The sequence below is a fragment of the Luteimonas sp. YGD11-2 genome (assembly GCF_004118975.1).
GTDB lineage: Bacteria > Pseudomonadota > Gammaproteobacteria > Xanthomonadales > Xanthomonadaceae > Luteimonas > Luteimonas muca.
Genome location: NZ_CP035376.1, coordinates 656766 through 675035, shown reverse-complemented (window position 1 = coordinate 675035; position 18270 = coordinate 656766). Strand labels below are relative to the sequence as shown.

Sequence of the window (18270 nt, the reverse complement as noted above, 5' to 3'; positions counted from 1 at the left end):
CGGCTTCGTACTCGTGATCGTGCTGGCGCTGGTCGTGGTGCTGACCGTACTCGCGTCGGCGGTTGCCACGTCCGGGCGGCGCGCAGTGGAAGAAGCCCAGGTCGAGATCGAGCGCTTCGAGGGCGATCTCGATATGCGCTCCACGCAGGAGACGCTGCTGTTCATGCTCTCCACCCATCGGCGAAACATTGCCGGCCTTGCGGCGCTCCCATCGCCTGCTGCAACGGCTGCAATGCTCGATGACGATGCGGATGGCGCAAGTGCGCTACCCACGGGCAACGACATCCGGCTCGATGGGACCAGCTACCGGGGCCTCGGAAACGCGGCGTTCGCACTGCAGGACGATGCAGGGCTGCTGAGCCCGAACTGGGCTTCGCCTGCACTGCTCGAGGCCTTCTACTCCAAGCTGGGGGTGCCACCCGAACAGTGGTCCGGCCTGGAAGCCAAACGGCTCGACTATCAGGATCCCGACTCACTCCACCGCCTGGACGGGGCCGAAGCGGAGCATTACGAGAAGGCTGGCCGCCCGCCGCCGCCCAACCGGGCCGTTGCCACGCCCCTGGAGTTCCGGCGCATCCTGCAATGGGATGACGCGCTTGCGTCCCTGGACGATGACCGGCTTCTGGGCATTCTTTCCGCGCACCGCGGTGGCACCATCAACCTCAACAGTGCTCCCGCAAGCGTGCTGGCGCTGATCCCGGGCATGGACGAGGCCAGCGCACAGCGACTGGTTTCATACCGGGTGCACTCCCCGATCGTCTCCGTTTGGCAGGTGCGGGAATTGTTCCCCATCCCGCCTTTCATGGAGGACAACGTCACCCTCTTTCCAAACCGGGCCGGCAACCTTATCCTGTGGGATCGTCGTCGAGGCGTTAAGAGACTCGTTCACTGGAGCCTGACGCCTTACGCCATCGGTGGTCCGCCTTGGCAAATCGACTACGAGGTCATCCTCGCGCGTGAGAATCAATCGGACGATGCCCTGGGTGAAGCGCCTTCAACGCCGCTTTTCACCCCGCCGGATCCTGCTGGGAAAAGACTCGAACCTGACGCTGGAGAGTGAAGGCAGTGATGCCCTCGTCTGCCTCGTCGGGCGGGCACTTTGCCTGTTCGTGCACGTGGATGCCAGCCGGGTTCCGGAGAAGCAGCAGCGCGATTTCGTCGGCCTGGCCGTACGGCGTGCCGCGCCGTTCCCGGACCCGGAGTTTGGCGTTGCCTGGGGGCCCGATGGCCGGGCCGCAGTGTGGTACTGGTCGCGATCGAGGGTCGAGGAACTGCTGTCGTCAAGGCAGGTGCGCGTGGGCAAGGTCCGCTTCGAGCCCGAACCCCTGTATGTCAGAAGTCCCCATACCACCGGGGCCGAGCTTCTCGCGCTTCACGAAGGTTTCGAGGGGCGCGTCTGGCACGAAGGATCGCTGACCGCCAGTCGATGGTGGCCCACGTTACCCACCGCCGAGCAATGGCACAGCTATGTCCGCGCCGCAGGGCAGGTATCCCCGGGGGTGGGCGCGCCCGCGGCAGTGGAGTCGAGTACGCAGGCCAGGCCTTGGGGCGCTCGGACGGGCACGGGGCGCGCGTCCTTGCAGCTCTCCGGACTGGAGCGGCATCTACCCACTGCCGCTCTCGCGGCAGCCTTGCTGGTGGTTACCATTGCGGCAGTACAGACGGGCAGTCTGTTGAGGAGTCACCTGGACACCTTGCAGGCCGAGCGCGCAGCGGAGCAGCTCGACGATCCGCTCAAGCGGATTCTTGCGGCGCGCGAAGCCGCTGACGGCCATCGGGTTGCCATCGACCAGCTGATCGCCCTGCGCGCTCCCCGCTCGCTCATCGAGCTGCTGGCCGAAGCCGCCCGGCTTGTTCCCGGCGATGCGCACATCTCTCAGTGGAGCCAGCCGGTGCCGGAACGCGTGGAGATCACATTGTCAGGAGCAAACGCGGATCCGCAGTCCCTGGTCGAAACCTGGGAAGCCTCGCCCTATTTCGAAGGAGTTACCACTGATGTCGGGCGTGGTGGCGAGATCGTTATCCGCGCGCTTATCACGCCCGTGCTGCCGCCGACTGGTGAGACGTGAATCGAGCCCAGCTGACTGCCAAGCTTCGCGAGCAGCTCAACGCGACCCCCTGGTTGCGATGGGCATTGTTGGTGATCGGCGTTCTCGCTGCCGTCCTTGGCTTGCAGGGACTCGAGAGTCTGCGATCGCACGCGCAGGACATGTCCATCGAGCAGGAGGCGCGTCTGCGCCAGATCCGTTCGTTGCAGGGCCAGGACGTCTGGATCGCGCGCCAGCGCGAGTCGGCTGAGCTGCACGAAAGCCTTCTGGCGGAGATTCCATCTGCCCCCACCAGCGGCGTTGCGCAGGCCGCCGTGCAGGGCTGGCTTGCCGGGCTGGGCAACAGCATCGCCGACACCGAAAGCGTTCGCATTTCCGTGGAGGGCGCGGCCCCGGTGGAATCGATGCCAGGCCTGTTCCGGATTCGCGCCACCCTGCGCGCCGGGATGACGGCACGCGAGGCCCTCAATGTGGCACGACAGATCGAGAGCAGTGCCAATCTCGTCGTGATCGAGAGCGCGGAGATTCGCAGTGACGTCAATCAGCTGGCGAGCTTTGGCGTCAATGCGTTCTACCGGATTGCGCCGGCTGACCAGCAGGCAACGCCATGAGGCGTGTGTACCTTGTCGTGGCAGCTTGCATCATAGGAGGCCTTATCATTGGTGCCTCGTGGCCACCGCCGCCCATCCCGCGTCAACGTGACGATGTGGGCCAATGGTCGCTCCCCCCGCGCGAGCAGATCGCCCGCTTCTCCTCCGACGCCTTCACCGAGGCAGGGAAGTTGCGATGGCAGGCGGACGCATCGGAGGGTGGGGACGCACCGTCTGCAGCCGTGGCATGGCAGCTTGCCGGGCTGACCGAAGCCGGACTTACGCAGGCACTGGTGATTGAAGCGGGGACCAGGCAGGCGCGCCGCCTCGTCGCCGGGGAATTGCTGCCGGATGGAAGCAGGCTGGTCAGCATCGACCGCGACACAATCACAGTTGACCTCGAAGGCTGCACACGCGTTTACCAGATGCACCGCAAGCAACCCATCCGCTCGTCGGGCTCGTGTGATGTCACGCCAGCTGCTTCGGAATAAGAGAGCTTCATGACCTTTTATCGCCCAACCATCGGCATCGCGTTTGCCGTTACGCTCCTGGCGGCCTGCGCAAGCCCACACGAACGGACCCGCGCACCAGCTCCGCTCGCTGTTCCAGCGAAGCCGCAGTATGTGCAGGCCGACCCCATCGTGGACAACAGCGCACAGCCCACGGATCTGGTCCAGAGCGCCACGCCGCGCGTGGACATGCCCAGCAGTGCAAGCGTTTCACTGGGCTCCGGCGAAATGTTGCCGCCGATGCCCGACACGCCCGTACGAATCAACGTACAGGACTTGCCGATCACCGTTCTGGCAAACGAGGTGTTCAACAATATCCTCGGCCTGAACCTCAACATCGACCCACAGGTAGCGCAACTTCAGGAGCTGGTGACGCTCAACACCCAGGAGAACCTGCGCCCGATCGAACTGTTCCGCCTCACACGACAGGTGCTGGCGGAATATGGGGTGTCCGTGGAGTTCGAGGGTGGCCTGGTGCAGTTGCGGATGGCGGCGCAGGGCACGTCCGCGACCCCCCCTTTGGTTGTCAGCGGTCGCGCATTACCAAGTGTTCCCACTTCCCATCGGCCCGTGTTCCAGCTGATCGAGCTTGAGGTGGTCCGTAGCGGTGACGCTGTTCGCTGGTTGACGACGTTGTTCGGCCAGGAGTTGCGCATCACCGAGGAGACCGCGCGCAATGCAATCCTGCTGCAGGGGCGCCCGAGCCAGGTGCGTCAGGCAATCGAAGCACTTCGTGTCTTTGACAGGCCGCTGATGCGGGGTCGGGTCAGCACACGGCTCGAGCCTGTCTTCATGACGGCTGACGAACTTTCAAACCGGCTCACTGAAGTCCTCAATCTCCAGGGGTACAGCGCAAACCGTAGCGCCGGTTCGCCCGCAAGCGTGATCGTGCTGCCGATCGCTGCAGCGAATTCCGTCATCGTGTTCGCGACCAGCCAGGACACGTTGAATTACGCGGTCTCGTGGGCACGCGAACTCGATCGGCCGAGCCAGCACGCCGGTTCCGAATCAATGTTCTATTACCAGGTGCGAAACACGAAGGCGATCGACATTGCCAGTGTGCTTACCAACAGCCTTCAGGGGACCACCGCCAACACTCCGGCCGCTACGGCGGGGGCAGGGACTGCTGGCGGAGCGCCCAGCCAGGGTGCAGCCGCAGTTCGCACGGCACCGGGCTCGTCGATCCTCGTCGACGAGCCACGCAATGCGCTCATCTTCCAGGGTGATCCCGCGCAATGGGAACGGATGCTCGGCTTGATCCGCCAGATGGACCGCGCGCCTCGCCAGGTCATGATCGAAGTCACGATCGCGGAGGTAACGCTCAATGACGATCTCGAGTACGGCCTGAGCTGGTTCGCCAAGAATGGCTGGGGGCGCTTCGACGGCAGCATCTACAGCGGTAGCGGCTCCGGCGGAAACAACCCGGGACCATCAGGTGGGCTGACCTACCTGGTTGATGTTGCAGGTCAGAACCGGCTTGCATTGACGGCGCTCGCATCCGACAACCGTGTCAGCATCCTTTCCACGCCGAGGCTGCTGGTGAAAAGCGGCAGCGAGGCGAGCATCGACGTCGGCACGGAGGTTCCGACAGTCACCATGACCACGACCTCGAACCAGCAGACGGATGGCAACACCAACCTGCTGCAGTCGATCCAGTATCGGAAGACGGGCGTAATTCTCAACATCAAGCCGACGGTCTATTCGGATGACCGGATCGACCTGGAGATCAGCCAGGAAGTCAGCGAGGCGCTTCCGCTGAGCTCCGACTCAACGGCCGGATCGCCGTCGATTTTCAATCGCAGCCTCAACACTTCCCTCAGCCTTCGGGATGGCGGGTCCGTGGTGATGGCCGGTCTGATATCGACGAGCAACACCAATACCGAGAGCGGAATACCGTTCATCAAGGATGTTCCCATCCTCGGCAATCTTTTCAAGAGTCAGACCTTGAAGCAGGCAAAGACCGAGCTCGTGCTCCTGATCATTCCGTACATCGTGGAATCACAGGATCAGGCAACCGAGCTCAGCCGAGTGGTCGCCGACCGCTTCGATCTGCTGGATCTGGAAGAGGCGTTGCCGGTACAACCGCCAGGCCCGGTACTGCCCCCTCAGCGTCCCCCTGCGCCGTTGCTGCTTTCCCCTCCCATTTCTGATTGACGCGGACTACCCGATGAAGCTCAACGCTCTAACGAAAATGACAGCCTTCCTCGCGCTCGCCGTGCTGCTCGCCAGCTGTGCGCGCCGGGAAGCCGATACCGACGCGGATGGCGACCAGACCGCCACTGCGTCGAGCGCGGATCAGACGGTGCCGGCCCAGGTGGCGAACTCCCCTGCGGGCCCGCCGCCCGAGGTGACTGGAGTCAAGATCGAGGTGACGCTGCCCCCCGACGCGGAGCAGGCACTGGCCAGCGCAGGGGAAAAGGTGCGCGTCGAGGTGATTCTTGGCGGTGATCCTGCTCCGGGCTCCTCGGCTCCGACCAATGAATTCGGACTCGTCGAACTGTTGAAGGACGTGCACGAGCTCGATGGCTCGGGCACGTTGCAGTTCGCCGAAGAGGATGTGGACCAGAGCAGGCTGGATGAGATCGTCGGGCAACCCCAGCTCATGGTGAACGCCATGTCGGCGATGAAGAGCTCGAGCACGAACATGCTCGCCTGCGCTTTCTATTGGGACACATTGAGCAAGGCAGGCCGGGAAGGCGTGCGGATCGAATGTCCTCTGACGAAGTAGAAAACGGCGCGTTGGACCGTTCGTAAAGGTCGAAAGCCCCGGTTACCCGGGGCTTTTCTGTTATCGCAGGGCTGCGTCGAGATCGGAAGTCAGATCGGTCGCGGCCTCCACCCCCACACTCAACCGCACCAGATCATCCGCAATCCCCAGCGTCGCCCGCCGCTCCACCGGCACCGACGCATGCGTCATCACCGCCGGGTGGTTGACCAGGCTCTCCACGCCGCCCAGCGATTCGGCCAGGGTGAACAGTTGCGTGCGCTCGCAGAAGCGCTTGGCCGCCTCGTAGCCGCCCTTGACGCGCACCGAGACGATGCCGCCGAAACCGTCCATCTGCTTCTTTGCCAGCTCGTGCTGCGGATGCGACGCGAGCCCCGGATAGATCACCTGCTCCACGGCGGAATGCCCCTGCAGGAACTCGGCGATCGCCTGCGCATTCTCGCAGTGCGCCTTCATGCGCAGGTGCAGCGTCTTCAGGCCACGCAGGGCGAGGAAGCTGTCGAACGGACCCTGCACGCCGCCAATCGAGTTCTGCAGGAACGCCAGCTGCTCGGCGAGCTCGGCGTTGTCACCAACCACGACCATGCCGCCGACCATGTCGGAGTGGCCGTTGAGGTACTTGGTTGCCGAGTGCAGCACCAGGTCGGCACCCAGCGTGAGTGGACGCTGCAGGATCGGCGAGGCGAAGGTGTTGTCGACCACCACCAGCAGGCCGCGCTTTCGGGCGATCGCGGCGATCTTCTCGATGTCGACCAGCTTCAGCATCGGGTTGGTCGGCGTCTCGATCCAGACCATCCGGGTTTCGGGGCGGATCGCCGCCTCGAATGCGTCGGTGTCGCTGAGGTCGACCCAGCTCACTTCCAGCCCGGCGGTGCGGCGGCGGACACGCTCGAACAGGCGGTAGGTGCCGCCGTAGACGTCGTCCATGGCGATGATGTGGCTGCCGGCATCCAGCAGTTCCAGCACAGTTGACGACGCGGCCAGGCCCGAAGCGAACGCGAAGCCGCGGCTGCCGCCTTCGAGTGCGGCGACGCCGCGCTCATAGGCGAAGCGCGTGGGGTTGTGCGTGCGCGAGTACTCGAAGCCCTGGTGCTCGCCGGGGCTCGACTGGGCGTAGGTGGACGTCGCGTAGATCGGCGTCATCACCGCGCCGGTGGACGGATCCGGATGCTGACCGCCGTGGATCGCCAGGGTCGCGAGCGAAAGCGCGCGCTCGTCATGCGCGGGGGATTTGTCGGACATCGGGGGACTCCGTAAAAGTGGCCCGATTCTAGCAGCGAGGGCTGAATCTTCGGTTCAGTGGTGACGCAAAGCGCCCTCATCCGGCCCGTTGGGCCACCTGGACTCGCGACATCCATGTCGCTCGCCTTGCAGGCGGCTTCGCCGTCCAGATCGGCACTCCTGCCGATCTGTCTCCCGCGCGCGGGAGAAGGGTTTGAGCAGGTTCTCCCGCGGACGGCAGAGTGAGGATCGAGGCGGTGGATCCGTCTTACTGCACCCGCCGCCGCAGATAGTTCAGCAGATCGATGCGGGTGATCAGGCCGAGGAACCGCTCCCCGTCGACCACGATCGCCACCTGCCCCCGGTCGAACACCGGCAGCAGCGCCTCGATCGGCGACTTCACGTCCAGCCGGTCGAGCTTGCTGACCATCGCGGTCGAGACCGGGTCGCGGAAGCGGGCCTCTTCGCCATACACGTGCAGCAGCACGTCGGACTCGTCGACGATGCCGACCAGCCGGTCGCCCTCCATCACCGGCAACTGGGAGACGTCGTAGAGCTTCATCCGCTGGTAGGCGGTGACCAGCAGGTCGGTCGGCGCCACCACCACGGTGTCGCGCTGTGCGTACGGGCGCAGGATCAGGTCGCGCAGGTCGCCGTGCTGCTCACGCTCGAGGAAGCCGTTGTCGAGCATCCAGTAGTCGTTGTACATCTTCGACAGGTACTTGTTGCCGGTGTCGCAGACGAACACCAGCACCTTCTTCGGCGTGGCCTGCTCGCGGCAGTACTTCAGCGCCGCGGCCAGCAGGGTGCCGGTGGACGACCCGCCGAGGATGCCTTCCTTCTCCAGCAGCTCGCGCGCGGTCAGGAAGCTTTCCTTGTCGCCAATCGCATAGGCCTTCTTCACCCGCGAGAAGTCGGAGATCGACGGCAGGAAGTCCTCGCCGATGCCCTCGACCATCCAGCTGGCGGACTTGTCGCTGAGCGTGCCCTCGTTGATGTATTCGGTGAGGATCGAGCCGACCGGGTCGGCGAGGATCATCTCCACATCGGGCGCGTGCTCGGCAAAGCAGCGCGACAGGCCGGTCATGGTGCCGGAGCTGCCACAGCCGAACACGATCGCATCCAGCCCGCCGACCTCGGCCATCTGCCGCAGGATCTCGGGCCCGGTGCCGTGCTCGTGCGCGGCCGGGTTGTCGGGGTTGCCGAACTGGTTGATGAAGTACGCGCCCGGGGTCTCGGCGGCGACGCGCGCGGCGAGGTCCTGGTAGTACTCCGGATGCCCCTTGCCGACGTCCGAGCGGGTCAGCACCACTTCGGCGCCCATCGCCTTGAGGTTGAAGATCTTCTCGCGGCTCATCTTGTCCGGGACGACGAGGACCAGGCGGTAGCCCTTCTGCTGCGCTACCAGCGCCAGGCCAATGCCGGTGTTGCCGGCAGTGCCCTCGACCAGGGTGTCGCCGGGCCTGATGTCGCCGCGGGCCTCCGCGGCCTCGATCATGCTCATGCCGATACGGTCCTTGATGGACCCGCCCGGGTTCTGGTTCTCGAGCTTGAAGTAGAGCTCGCACACGCCGGTGTCGAGGCGCTGGGCGCGGACGATCGGCGTGTCGGCGATGAGTTCGAGGACGGAGGCGTGGATGGGCATCGGGATCGCAGGCTTGAGCGGACCGCCGATTATCGCATCCCCGTCTCCCCGATACCCCGCGGGCGGCCCCGGCCGACGAGGGAACCGGGGGCGCCCGCGGGTTGGGACACGATCAGTGGTTCTGCAGGCTGTCGTACATCTGGACCAGTCGGTCCTTGGCCTGGAGTTTTTCGCGCTTCATCTGCGCCAGGGTCGTCTCATCGATCGGCAGCACGCCGAGTTCGGCATCCATGACTTTCTTGTCCAGTTCCTTGTGGTGGTGGTACAGGCGCCGGAATTCTGGATTGGCCTGGAACACCGCTTCGATTTCGGCCTGGGGTTGCCCTTCGAACATGATGGAAGCCTCCTGTCAGCAGCTCTGTTGCACAGACAGGAACGCCCCGGCGGATACCGGGGCGTTCCAGGGGGTCAGGCCATGCGGGGTGCGCCCTGCCATCCGGCCGCGCAGCACCGCGGTCGGGCGGGCTGACGCGGCTTCGGCAATGGGCACGTACGACATATGCAGTGGCCTGGATGGCGGTGCCGCGATGGCACCGCTTCGATCCGACCCTACTCCTCGGCCACAGGGCCGGCAAGCGCCCAGGCGACCGTGTTGCGGGACCGGTCAGATGGGGTGACGTGACACCCGCGGGGCGATTATCGCATCACTGCGCGACCACGCCCCATTCACCCAAGCCCTTGATTTTATTGAACCCCGTCTGAGCACGCGGCCCAGGCCGAAGGCGAACTCAGTCGATGTCCTGTTCGGCCTGCCGCATCAGCTCGGCTTCGCGGCGGGCCAGTTCGGCGTCGCGCGCACGCGCGGCCCGCAGCTTCGCGGCCTGGTCGCTGGCCACCCCTTCGAGCACCGTTTCCGCCTGCTGGCGCGCGGTGAATTCGGAATCCGCGGCCGCACGCAGGCGCGCGGCCTCCTCGGCCTGGATCTGTGCCTGGATGCGCAGCCGCTCGGCTTCGGCGCGCGCGCGGGCGGCTTCCTGACGGCTGGCTTCGACCAGCAGATCGGCGCGGGTGCGGTCGAGGCGGTCGATCTCCCGACGCAGCGCCTCGGTACGCACCGCGGTTTCCGCGGTGTCCACGCGCCAGCCGGCCACCTGGCGCAGTGCATCGCGATCGCGCGCGCGGGCGTTGGCGTAGGCATCGATCGCCTGGCGCGCCTGCAGGCGCTCCAGCTGCGCGAAGCCGCTGGTGGCGGGGTCCGCCTCGAGCGCCTGCAGGCGCCGGCCGAGGATGCCGGTCTCGTCGATCGCCTGGGCGCAGGCCGGCCCAGCGAAGGCGACCGCCAGCAGGAAGAGCGGCAACGCGGCAACGGTGGCTTTCATGTTCATTCCTCGTCGATCTGCAGCTGACGGCGCAGGTCGGTGATCTGTGCGCGGTGGCGGGCGAGTTCGGACTGCGCGACCGCCTCGCGGCTTCGGGCCGCGGCCAGGTCGGCGAGCGCGGCCGCGGACAGCGCGGCGGAACGCGCCTCGGCGTCGCGGCCGGCGGCGAGCGCGGACTGCGCCTGCGCCAGCAGTGCGCGCGCCTGCTCGATGTCCTGGAAGGCGTACTGGTCGGCATCGGCACCGGCGGCACGGCTCACCGCCTGCTGCGCGGTCGAGACCTCCGACGTGGGCGGCGGAACGGTGGCGCAAGCTGTGAGCGCCAGCACGCTTGCCAGTGCGCAGGCCTGCAGGAACCGTGGGAAGTGTGCGAAAGTGGACATCGGGCCGCGCCGGAAGGGGAACCTGCGGCCAATTGTCTGCAGCATGTGCCCGCCGCGCAATGACCGGCGGGCCACACCAAGGGGATCGTGCATGGACATCGGCTATTTCCTGAAGCTGATGACGGAAAAGAACGCGTCGGACATGTTCCTGACCACCGGCGCGCCGGTGTACATCAAGGTCGAGGGCAAGCTGTACCCGCTCGGCAACACCGGGCTGCCCGCCGGGATGGTCAAGAAGATCGCCTATTCGTTGATGGATGAGGGGCAGGTGCCGGTGTTCGAGCGCGAGCTCGAGCTCAACATGGCGCTGTCGCTGCAGGACGCCGGGCGCTTCCGCGTCAACGTGTTCAAGCAGCGTGGCGAGATGGGCATGGTGATCCGCTCGATCCGCAGCACCATACCGTCCATCGAGGAACTGCAGCTGCCGCAGGTGCTCAAGGAGATCGTCATGGCCCCGCGCGGGCTGGTGCTGATCGTCGGCTCCACCGGTTCCGGCAAGTCGACCACGCTGGCGTCGATGATCGACCACCGCAACAGCACCACCTCCGGGCACATCCTCACCATCGAGGATCCGATCGAATACCTGCACCGGCACAAGAAGTCGATCGTCAACCAGCGCGAGGTGGGGCTCGACACCCACACGTTCCACAACGCGCTCAAGAATGCGATGCGCGAAGCGCCCGACGTCATCCTGATCGGCGAGATCCTCGACGCCACCACGATGGAGGCCGCGATCGCGTTCGCCGAGACCGGTCACCTGTGCCTGGCGACGCTGCACTCCAACAACGCCGACCAGACGATCGAGCGGATCCTCAACTTCTTCAACGAGGCCGCGCACAAGAACGTGCTGATGAACCTCGCGCTCAACCTCAAGGCGGTGGTCAGCCAGCGCCTGGTGGTCGGCCGGGACGGTCGGCGCATGCCGGCGGCGGAAGTGCTGATCAACACGCCGATGATCCGCGACCTCTTGCGCCGCGGTCAGGTGCACGAGATCAAGCAGGCGATGGAGGAGTCGCTGGAGGAAGGCATGGAGAGCTTCGACCAGTGCCTGTTCCGCCTGTACAAGGAAGGCCGCATCGAGATGGAGGAGGCGCTGAAGGCGGCCGACTCGCGCGATGGCCTGGCGCTGAAGTTCCGGCTCTCCCAAGGCGGCGACGTGCACGATCCCTACGCCGACGTGTACTCGCACGGCGAGGAAATGCTGCGCTGATTGCAGGCGCGCCGGACAGCATCCGGCGCCCTGCCCCGCTTCACCCGCCCTGCGTCGCGGCAGGGCCGTAACTACGATTGCCGACGCGCCTCAGGGCGCGTCGGGCTGCTTCTCCGGGCGCGCAGCATCGAACGCCGGTAGCGCCAGGCAGGCCTGCTCGATGCGCAGCAGCGTCGGGAATGGCGACAGGTCGACGCCGAACCGGCGGGCGTTGTAGAGCTGCGGCACCAGACAGCAGTCCGCCAACCCCGGGGTCGTCCCTTCGCAGAAGGCATCGGTGGACGGATGGCCGTCAAGCAGCGCCTCGAACGCACCCAGCCCTTCCACCATCCAGTGTTTGAGCCACACCTCGCGCTCGGGCTGCGGCACGTTCCATTCGTGCTCGAGGAAGCGCATCACCCGCAGGTTGTTGAGCGGATGGATCTCGCAGGCGACGAGCTGCGCCAGTTCGCGCACACGCTGGCGCCCACGCGCGGTCGACGGCAGCAGCGGCGGCTCCGGCCAGACCTCGTCGAGGTATTCCAGGATCGACAGCGACTGCCGCATGCGGCGCTGGCCGTGCACCAGCATCGGCACCAGCTTCTGCGGCGCGTGCTCGGCGTACTCCGGCGCAAGCTGTTCGCCGCCGTTGCGTACCAGATGCACGGGCACGATGTCGTACGGCAGGCGCTTGAGGTTCAGGCCGATGCGCACGCGATAGGCGGCGCTCGATCGCCAGTAGGAATACAGCGCCAGGCGCTCGCTCATGTGTCCCCGTTCCCCTTGGGCACCCCCGTGCCAGCCGTGCACCTTAACGCGTTCAGCGCGCGCGGGGAATGCCGCGCGCGCCGGTGCTCAGACCGCCTGTCGTTCGATGCGCTGTTCGATCGCGCCGAAGATCGACTCGCCGTGCGCATCCAGCATCTCGATGCGCACCGTGTCGCCGAAGGAGAGGAACGGGGTCAGCGGCTTGCCGTGCTCGAGCGCTTCCACCGTGCGCTTCTCGGCGAAGCACGAGGCACCCTTGCTGGTGTCCTGGTTGGCGATGGTGCCCGAGCCCACGATGGTGCCGGCCGACAGCGGCCGCGTCTTCGCTGCATGCGCGACCAGCTGTGCGAAGTCGAACTGCATGTCCACGCCGGCCTCCGGCGCGCCGAACCATTCGCCGTTGACGTGGGTCACCAGCGGCAGGTGCAGCTTGTTGCCCTGCCAGGCATCGCCGAGTTCGTCGGGGGTGACGAACACCGGGCTCAGCGCCGAGCGCGGCTTGGACTGCAGGAAGCCGAAGCCCTTGGCGAGCTCGCCGGGGATCAGGTTGCGCAGCGACACGTCGTTGACCAGCCCGACCAGCTGGATATGCCCCGCGGCCTCTTCCGGCGTCGCGGCCATCGGCACGTCGTCGGTGATCACCACGATCTCGGCCTCGAGGTCGATGCCGTAGTCCTCGCTGACCACGCGCACCGGATCACGCGGGCCAAGGAAGCCGGCACTGGTGGCCTGGTACATCAGCGGGTCGGTGTAGAAGCTCTCCGGCACCTCGGCACCACGCGCGCGGCGCACCCGTTCGACATGCGGCAGGTAGGCGCTACCGTCGACGAATTCGTACGCGCGCGGCAGTGGCGATGCGAGCGCGCTGACGTCGAGGTCGAATGCGCCGGCGGCATCACCGGCTTCCAGCTGCTGCGCGAGCATGTTGAGGCGCGGGGCCGTGTTCGACCAGTCCTCGAGTGCGCGCTGCAGGGTCGGCGCGATGCCATCGGCGCGCACGGCGCGGGCCAGGTCACGCGAGACGACGACGAGGGTGCCGTCACGGCCGCCCTCCTTCAGGGAACCAAGCTTCATTGCCGCTCCGCAAGAACATTAGAGGCCGGCAATTGTAACGGCCGTGTCCGGGCCGTGGCTTCCGCCGCGGGTGAGCGCGGATCAGCGCCGGGAAGGAGCGTTGCCACACCGCACAGGTGACGAAGGCAGGCTGGGCTGAATAGTTCGCGGAAGCGTGCGCGCCCCAGGGCATCTCGATCCGCGTTGATCCACGTTGGTCCGCGGCAACGGCGCGCCTTACTCGTCGCCCTGGAAGTTCCCCGCACGCAGGGTGATGACCAGCGTGTCGCGATGGCCGTGCCCATCCACCGGCTGGATCGGCGTGGACTCATGGATCACCCGCGCATCGTCGAGCAGCAGCAGCGACCACGGCTCCGACAGGGTGAAGCGTTGCCCGTCCGGGCCATCGGCGTCGAACACCCGGGTCTCGCCGCCCTTGATCGCATGGCGGCCCACCATGCACACGGCGACCAGGTCGACGCCATCACGATGCGCGCCTTCGGGCGTCGGCCGGCCGATGCCGTCGCTGGTGTCGATGCGGAACTGGTGCGCTTCCACGTACCAGGGTTGCGCGCCGCGCAATGCGTCGCCGAGACCGGCAAGTCCCTGCAGCAGACCGGTCCACGCCGGTGCCGCCACCACCGGTTCCTCGACCGGCTCGAACCAGCGGCGCATGCCGCCATGCAGTGCGTTGTAGTCGCGCGGCTGCCAGTGCGCGCGGTGCGGCGCAAGCTGCAGCCCGCCTGTTTCGTGGTCGACCACAAAGCACGAATGCCGGCGACGGCGATAGCGGCCGCCATCCAGCAGGTAGGTGTCGGGCGGCAACCGTTCCCAGCTTTCGCGGATGTCATCGAACGCCGCCACCGGCACGCCGGCAAGTGCGGCCACGTCGTCCGCCGCAAGCACGGCATAGCCATGCGTACGCATCGCCCCGGCGACATCGGCAAGCGGGGTGCAGGGGGGAGCGAGGTCGGGCGTCATGTGGGGTCCGGGGGTGCGCGGCGAACCGCCGCCCGCATATTGTCCTGCCACGCCGCTGGCGGAACCAGCGCGATTGTCTGGGGCGCGGCCATCCCCGGCAGCAGGCGGACGCCCGGGAACACGGAGCCGATCCGCGCACCCCACGTCGTGCTGCGGGTGCCCGCGGCTGTCTGGGCTGGGAACACCGCTGGCGCCAAGCGTCCACGATTGCGGCCGTCCACATCGCAGCGGCCGGCTGCCCTCCCTCCACAACGGAAAAACCCGCCTTGCGGCGGGTTCTTCGGACCTCCCGCACGTGGCGGGAGGTGGATCTGGCAGCCCCGGAAGGATTCGAACCTCCGAATGCCTGAGTCAGAGTCAGGTGCCTTACCGCTTGGCGACGGGGCTGTGGGAAGCGGATTGTAGCGTCGACCGGCCGGATGCGTACAGAGGGTACGCAGGCCCGGCGCGATTGAATTAACGCTTGGAGAACTGGGTGGCGCGGCGGGCCTTGTGCAGACCGACCTTCTTGCGCTCGACCTCGCGGGCGTCACGGGTCATGAAGCCGGCCTTGCGCAGCTCGGTCTTCAGCGACTCGTCGTACTCCACCAGCGCGCGGGCGATGCCGAGGCGGATCGCACCGGCCTGGCCGGTGGTTCCGCCGCCGGACGCGGTGACCAGCACGTCGAACTTGTCGGTCGACTGGGTCAGCTCGAGCGGCTGGCGCACGATCATGCGCGCGGTCTCGCGGCCGAAGAACTCGTCGAGCGGACGGCCGTTGACGTTGATGTTGCCGCTGCCCTTGCGCAGGAACACGCGGGCGACGGAGGACTTGCGACGGCCGGTGCCGTAATTCTGGGTGATAGCCATGACTTAGAGTTCCAGGGGCTGCGGCTGCTGGGCGGTGTGCGGATGCTCCGCACCCTTGTAGACCTTGAGCTTGCGGTACATCGCGCGGCCCAGCGTGTTCTTCGGCAGCATGCCCTTCACCGCGGTCTCGATCACGCGCTCCGGATGACGCTCCAGCGCCTGCGCCAGCGTCTCGGTCTTGAGGTTGCCGATGTAGCCGGTGAAGCGGTGGTAGAGCTTGTCGGTCAGCTTCTTGCCGGTCACGGCCACCTTCTCGGCGTTGATCACGATGATGTAGTCACCGGTATCGACGTGCGGGGTGTAGACGGGCTTGTGCTTGCCACGGAGGCGGCGGGCGATTTCGCTGCTGAGGCGGCCGAGCGTCTTGCCGGAGGCATCGACGAGGTACCAGTCGCGCTGGACGGTCTCGGACTTGGCGGTGAAAGTCTTCATGACGGAATACTGGTACTCGAAAGGTCGATGGTCGGGCTGGTTCCGGGAAGGCCCTTGCGGCCGGCGGAACGTCGCCTCGCGTTTTCGGTGCAACAAAGAAGCGGAATGATAGCCGGCGCGGCCGCGTGCCGCAAGCAGCCGGACTTTCCGCACCTGGACCCCTGGCGCCATCGCCACGCCGGGGCGAACATGATGCACGACCCCCGCCCGCCACGACACCATGCACGCCCGACAGCTCTCCCCGCTCGACCGCATCCTCGCCCAGGCCCAGCACGCCATGGACACCGTGCTTGGCGACCCGGCCGCCACCCGCGCCAATCCCGCGACGGACACCCCGGATGTCGCACTGGATGCCGACGAGCGTCGCCACGCCGCCGGCCTGATGCGCATCAACCATGTCGGCGAGATATGCGCGCAGGCGCTGTACGTCGGCCAGGCCGCGGTCGCGCGCGATGCGCACACCCGCGAGCACCTGATGGCGGCGGCGCAGGAGGAGACCGACCATCTCGCCTGGTGCGCCGAACGCCTGCGCGAGCTCGACGCCCGCCCCAGCCTGTTCAATCCGCTGTGGTACGCCGGCAGCTATGCCATCGGCCTGGCGGCGGGGCTGCGCGGGGACGGCTGGAACCTCGGCTTCGTGGTCGAGACGGAACGCCAGGTCGAGGCGCACCTGGACGAACACCTGCAGACGCTGCCGCCGGCCGACCTGCGCAGCCGCGCGATCCTCGAGACCATGAAGGCCGACGAGGCCCGTCATGCCGACGAGGCCGAGCGCGCCGGCGCCCGCGTGCTGCCGCAGCCGATCCCGGCGGTGATGCGGCTGGCATCGAAGGCGATGAAGACGGTGGCCTACCGGCTCTGACGCCCCTGCAGAAACGAGAAGCCCCGCTTGCGCGGGGCTTTCATCATCGGATCGGACAGCGGGCGCCGGCATCGCGCCAGCGGCGCTCAGTCGGCCAGGTTGCGGCCGTGGTAGAGCTCCTCGATCTCGCGCTTCAGGCGCGCCTCGATCTTCATCCGGTCCTTGAACGACAGGTTGCGCGCCTTTTCCTCGAACAGGTACTGGTCGAGATCGAAGTCCTTCAGGTGCATCTTGGTGTGGAAGATGTTTTCCTGGTAGACGTTCACATCGAGTGCGTCGTAGCGCGACTTGATGTTCTTGGCGAGGTAGTCCTGGATCGAATTGATCTTGTGGTCGATGTAGTGCTTCTTGCCCTTGATGTCGCGGGTGAAGCCGCGCACGCGGTAGTCCATCACCACGATGTCGGACTCGAGGCTCTCGATCAGGTAGTTCAGCGCCTTCAGCGGCGAGATCACCCCGCAGGTGGCGACATCGATGTCGGCACGGAAGGTGGCGATGCCGTTGTCCGGGTGGGTTTCCGGATAGGTGTGCACGGTGATGTGCGACTTGTCGAGATGCGCGACCACGGCGTCGGAAATCACGCCCTTGGCCGCCGACTTGTCGATCACCGGTTCCTCGGAGATGAGGATGGTCACCGACGCGCCCTGCGGGTCGTAATCCTGGCGCGCGATGTTGAGGATGTTGGCGCCGATGATCTCGGCCACGTCCGTGAGGATCTGCGTCAGGCGGTCCGCGTTGTACGCCTCATCGATGTACTCGATGTAACGACGGCGCTCGTCCTCGGAAGACGCGTAGCACACGTCGTAGATGTTGAAGGACAGGGCCTTCGTCAGATTGTTGAACCCCTGGAGCTTCAGGCGGGGCAGCGGCTTGACCACTCGGTCGACCTCTGGCTGGAAACGGCGAAAGGCGAATTATGGGGCAATCCGGCAGACTTCGCTGTACGGGAGTTTGCCCGGGGCGTCTGGACCGCCTACTCTCCAGTGCTTCCCCGACTGTTCAGGCAATGAGCGCACGCGCTGTGGCCGTCATCCCACCCCTCCAACGACCGGTGCACCCCCTTATGCCTACGCCGGCGACCATCGAACGATTCCTCGCCCATTGTCATCGCCGCCGTTATCCGGCGCGCACCGATGTGTTCCGTCCCGGCGACCCTGCCGGCACGCTCTATTACGTGGTCAGCGGCTCGGTCAGCATCATCGCCGAGGAGGACGACGGCCGCGAGCTGGTGCTCGGCTACTTCGGCAACGGTGAATTCGTCGGTGAAATGGGCCTGTTCATCGACACCAACCGTCGCGAGGTGATCCTGCGCACGCGCATGCCCTGCGAACTGGCCGAGATCAGCTACGAGCGCCTGCAGGCGCTGCTGGAAGGTCCCCTGGCCAACGACGCCACCCGCATCCTGTATGCGATCGGTGCGCAGCTGTCGCGGCGCCTGGTCGACACCAGCCGCAAGGCCGGGCGCCTCGCCTTCCTCGACGTGACCGACCGCATCACCCGCACCCTGCACGACCTCACCCGTGAGCCGGAGGCGATGAGCCACCCGCAGGGCACGCAGTTGCGCGTCTCGCGACAGGAACTGGCGCGGCTGGTGGGCTGCTCGCGCGAGATGGCCGGCCGCGTGCTGAAGAAGCTGCAGGTGGACGGCAAGCTACACGCCCGCGGCAAGACCATCGTGCTGTACGGAACCCGCTGA

The 18270-nt window shown here is 66.4% G+C and carries 20 protein-coding genes and 1 tRNA gene; 9 read left to right on the top strand and 12 right to left on the bottom strand.

Features of this window, described 5'->3' with window-relative positions; translation table 11 throughout:
- Positions 1-13: 13 nt before the first annotated feature.
- From ERL55_RS03035 to ERL55_RS03010, 6 genes are all read left to right on the top strand, one after another.
- On the top strand, positions 14-1060 hold the full coding sequence (locus ERL55_RS03035; protein WP_164972101.1) for a type II secretion system protein GspK: 1047 nt from the start codon (positions 14-16) through the stop codon (positions 1058-1060).
- A complete protein-coding gene (locus ERL55_RS03030; protein ID WP_129135113.1) occupies positions 975-2069 on the top strand; it encodes a hypothetical protein in 1095 nt (364 codons plus the stop codon). The genes ERL55_RS03035 and ERL55_RS03030 overlap by 86 nt, the downstream gene beginning before the upstream one ends.
- Positions 2066-2659, top strand: a complete 594-nt coding sequence (locus ERL55_RS03025) for a hypothetical protein (protein ID WP_129135112.1) — start codon at positions 2066-2068, stop codon at positions 2657-2659. Before ERL55_RS03030 ends, ERL55_RS03025 begins: the two co-directional genes overlap by 4 nt.
- Before the next feature lie 221 nt (positions 2660-2880).
- Positions 2881-3129: a hypothetical protein gene (locus ERL55_RS15015; protein WP_206733352.1), complete on the top strand. Its 249-nt coding sequence runs from the start codon at positions 2881-2883 to the stop codon at positions 3127-3129.
- Positions 3130-3138: 9 nt separating this feature from the next.
- Entirely contained in the window at positions 3139-5301 is a 2163-nt protein-coding gene (locus ERL55_RS03015; protein ID WP_129135110.1) for a secretin N-terminal domain-containing protein, read from the top strand.
- A 13-nt stretch (positions 5302-5314) separates the two neighbouring features.
- Positions 5315-5875 carry a hypothetical protein gene (locus tag ERL55_RS03010; RefSeq protein ID WP_129135109.1) on the top strand — a complete coding sequence of 187 codons (561 nt, stop codon included), beginning with the start codon at positions 5315-5317 and terminating at the stop codon, positions 5873-5875.
- Between the two features lie 60 nt (positions 5876-5935).
- On the opposite strand, the gene ERL55_RS03005 is transcribed toward ERL55_RS03010, so the two are convergent.
- The 5 genes from ERL55_RS03005 to ERL55_RS02985 all read right to left on the bottom strand — a co-directional run bounded on the left by ERL55_RS03005 (position 5936) and on the right by ERL55_RS02985 (position 10440).
- Positions 5936-7114 carry a cystathionine gamma-synthase gene (locus tag ERL55_RS03005; protein ID WP_129135108.1) on the bottom strand — a complete coding sequence of 393 codons (1179 nt, stop codon included), beginning with the start codon at positions 7112-7114 and terminating at the stop codon, positions 5936-5938.
- Between the two features lie 247 nt (positions 7115-7361).
- Positions 7362-8738, bottom strand: a complete 1377-nt coding sequence (locus ERL55_RS03000; protein ID WP_129135107.1) for a pyridoxal-phosphate dependent enzyme — start codon at positions 8736-8738, stop codon at positions 7362-7364.
- A gap of 112 nt (positions 8739-8850) precedes the next feature.
- Entirely contained in the window at positions 8851-9072 is a 222-nt protein-coding gene (locus ERL55_RS02995; RefSeq protein ID WP_129135106.1) for a YdcH family protein, read from the bottom strand.
- A 394-nt stretch (positions 9073-9466) separates the two neighbouring features.
- Complete coding sequence (locus ERL55_RS02990; protein ID WP_129135105.1) at positions 9467-10057, bottom strand: hypothetical protein; 591 nt, start codon at positions 10055-10057, stop codon at positions 9467-9469.
- A 2-nt stretch (positions 10058-10059) separates the two neighbouring features.
- Positions 10060-10440 carry a DUF4398 domain-containing protein gene (locus tag ERL55_RS02985; RefSeq protein ID WP_129135104.1) on the bottom strand — a complete coding sequence of 127 codons (381 nt, stop codon included), beginning with the start codon at positions 10438-10440 and terminating at the stop codon, positions 10060-10062.
- 91 nt (positions 10441-10531) lie between these two features.
- On the opposite strand from ERL55_RS02985, the gene ERL55_RS02980 reads away from it, so the two are divergent.
- Positions 10532-11650, top strand: a complete 1119-nt coding sequence (locus ERL55_RS02980) for a PilT/PilU family type 4a pilus ATPase (RefSeq protein WP_129135103.1) — start codon at positions 10532-10534, stop codon at positions 11648-11650.
- A 90-nt stretch (positions 11651-11740) separates the two neighbouring features.
- Here the strand turns inward: ERL55_RS02980 and maiA are convergent, their stop codons facing one another.
- The 6 genes from maiA to rplM form a co-directional block, all read right to left on the bottom strand.
- Positions 11741-12397, bottom strand: a complete 657-nt coding sequence (maiA, locus tag ERL55_RS02975; RefSeq protein WP_129135102.1) for a maleylacetoacetate isomerase — start codon at positions 12395-12397, stop codon at positions 11741-11743.
- A gap of 87 nt (positions 12398-12484) precedes the next feature.
- A complete protein-coding gene (locus tag ERL55_RS02970; RefSeq protein ID WP_129135101.1) occupies positions 12485-13471 on the bottom strand; it encodes a fumarylacetoacetate hydrolase family protein in 987 nt (328 codons plus the stop codon).
- 216 nt (positions 13472-13687) lie between these two features.
- Positions 13688-14431 (bottom strand): 2OG-Fe dioxygenase family protein, encoded by a 744-nt coding sequence (locus tag ERL55_RS02965; RefSeq protein WP_129135100.1) that lies wholly within the window; start codon positions 14429-14431, stop codon positions 13688-13690.
- Positions 14432-14743: 312 nt separating this feature from the next.
- A tRNA-Gln gene (locus tag ERL55_RS02960) sits at positions 14744-14818 on the bottom strand.
- A 69-nt stretch (positions 14819-14887) separates the two neighbouring features.
- Positions 14888-15280 carry a 30S ribosomal protein S9 gene (rpsI, locus tag ERL55_RS02955; RefSeq protein ID WP_100324398.1) on the bottom strand — a complete coding sequence of 131 codons (393 nt, stop codon included), beginning with the start codon at positions 15278-15280 and terminating at the stop codon, positions 14888-14890.
- A 3-nt stretch (positions 15281-15283) separates the two neighbouring features.
- Positions 15284-15712 (bottom strand): 50S ribosomal protein L13, encoded by a 429-nt coding sequence (gene rplM / locus ERL55_RS02950; RefSeq protein ID WP_100324397.1) that lies wholly within the window; start codon positions 15710-15712, stop codon positions 15284-15286.
- A gap of 220 nt (positions 15713-15932) precedes the next feature.
- On the opposite strand from rplM, the gene coq7 reads away from it, so the two are divergent.
- Complete coding sequence (gene coq7 / locus ERL55_RS02945; RefSeq protein ID WP_129135099.1) at positions 15933-16574, top strand: 2-polyprenyl-3-methyl-6-methoxy-1,4-benzoquinone monooxygenase; 642 nt, start codon at positions 15933-15935, stop codon at positions 16572-16574.
- Positions 16575-16660: 86 nt separating this feature from the next.
- Here coq7 and speD read toward each other — a convergent pair whose 3' ends face one another.
- Positions 16661-17452: an adenosylmethionine decarboxylase gene (gene speD, locus ERL55_RS02940; protein WP_129135098.1), complete on the bottom strand. Its 792-nt coding sequence runs from the start codon at positions 17450-17452 to the stop codon at positions 16661-16663.
- Between the two features lie 185 nt (positions 17453-17637).
- On the opposite strand from speD, the gene crp reads away from it, so the two are divergent.
- Positions 17638-18270: a cAMP-activated global transcriptional regulator CRP gene (crp, locus tag ERL55_RS02935; protein WP_129135097.1), complete on the top strand. Its 633-nt coding sequence runs from the start codon at positions 17638-17640 to the stop codon at positions 18268-18270.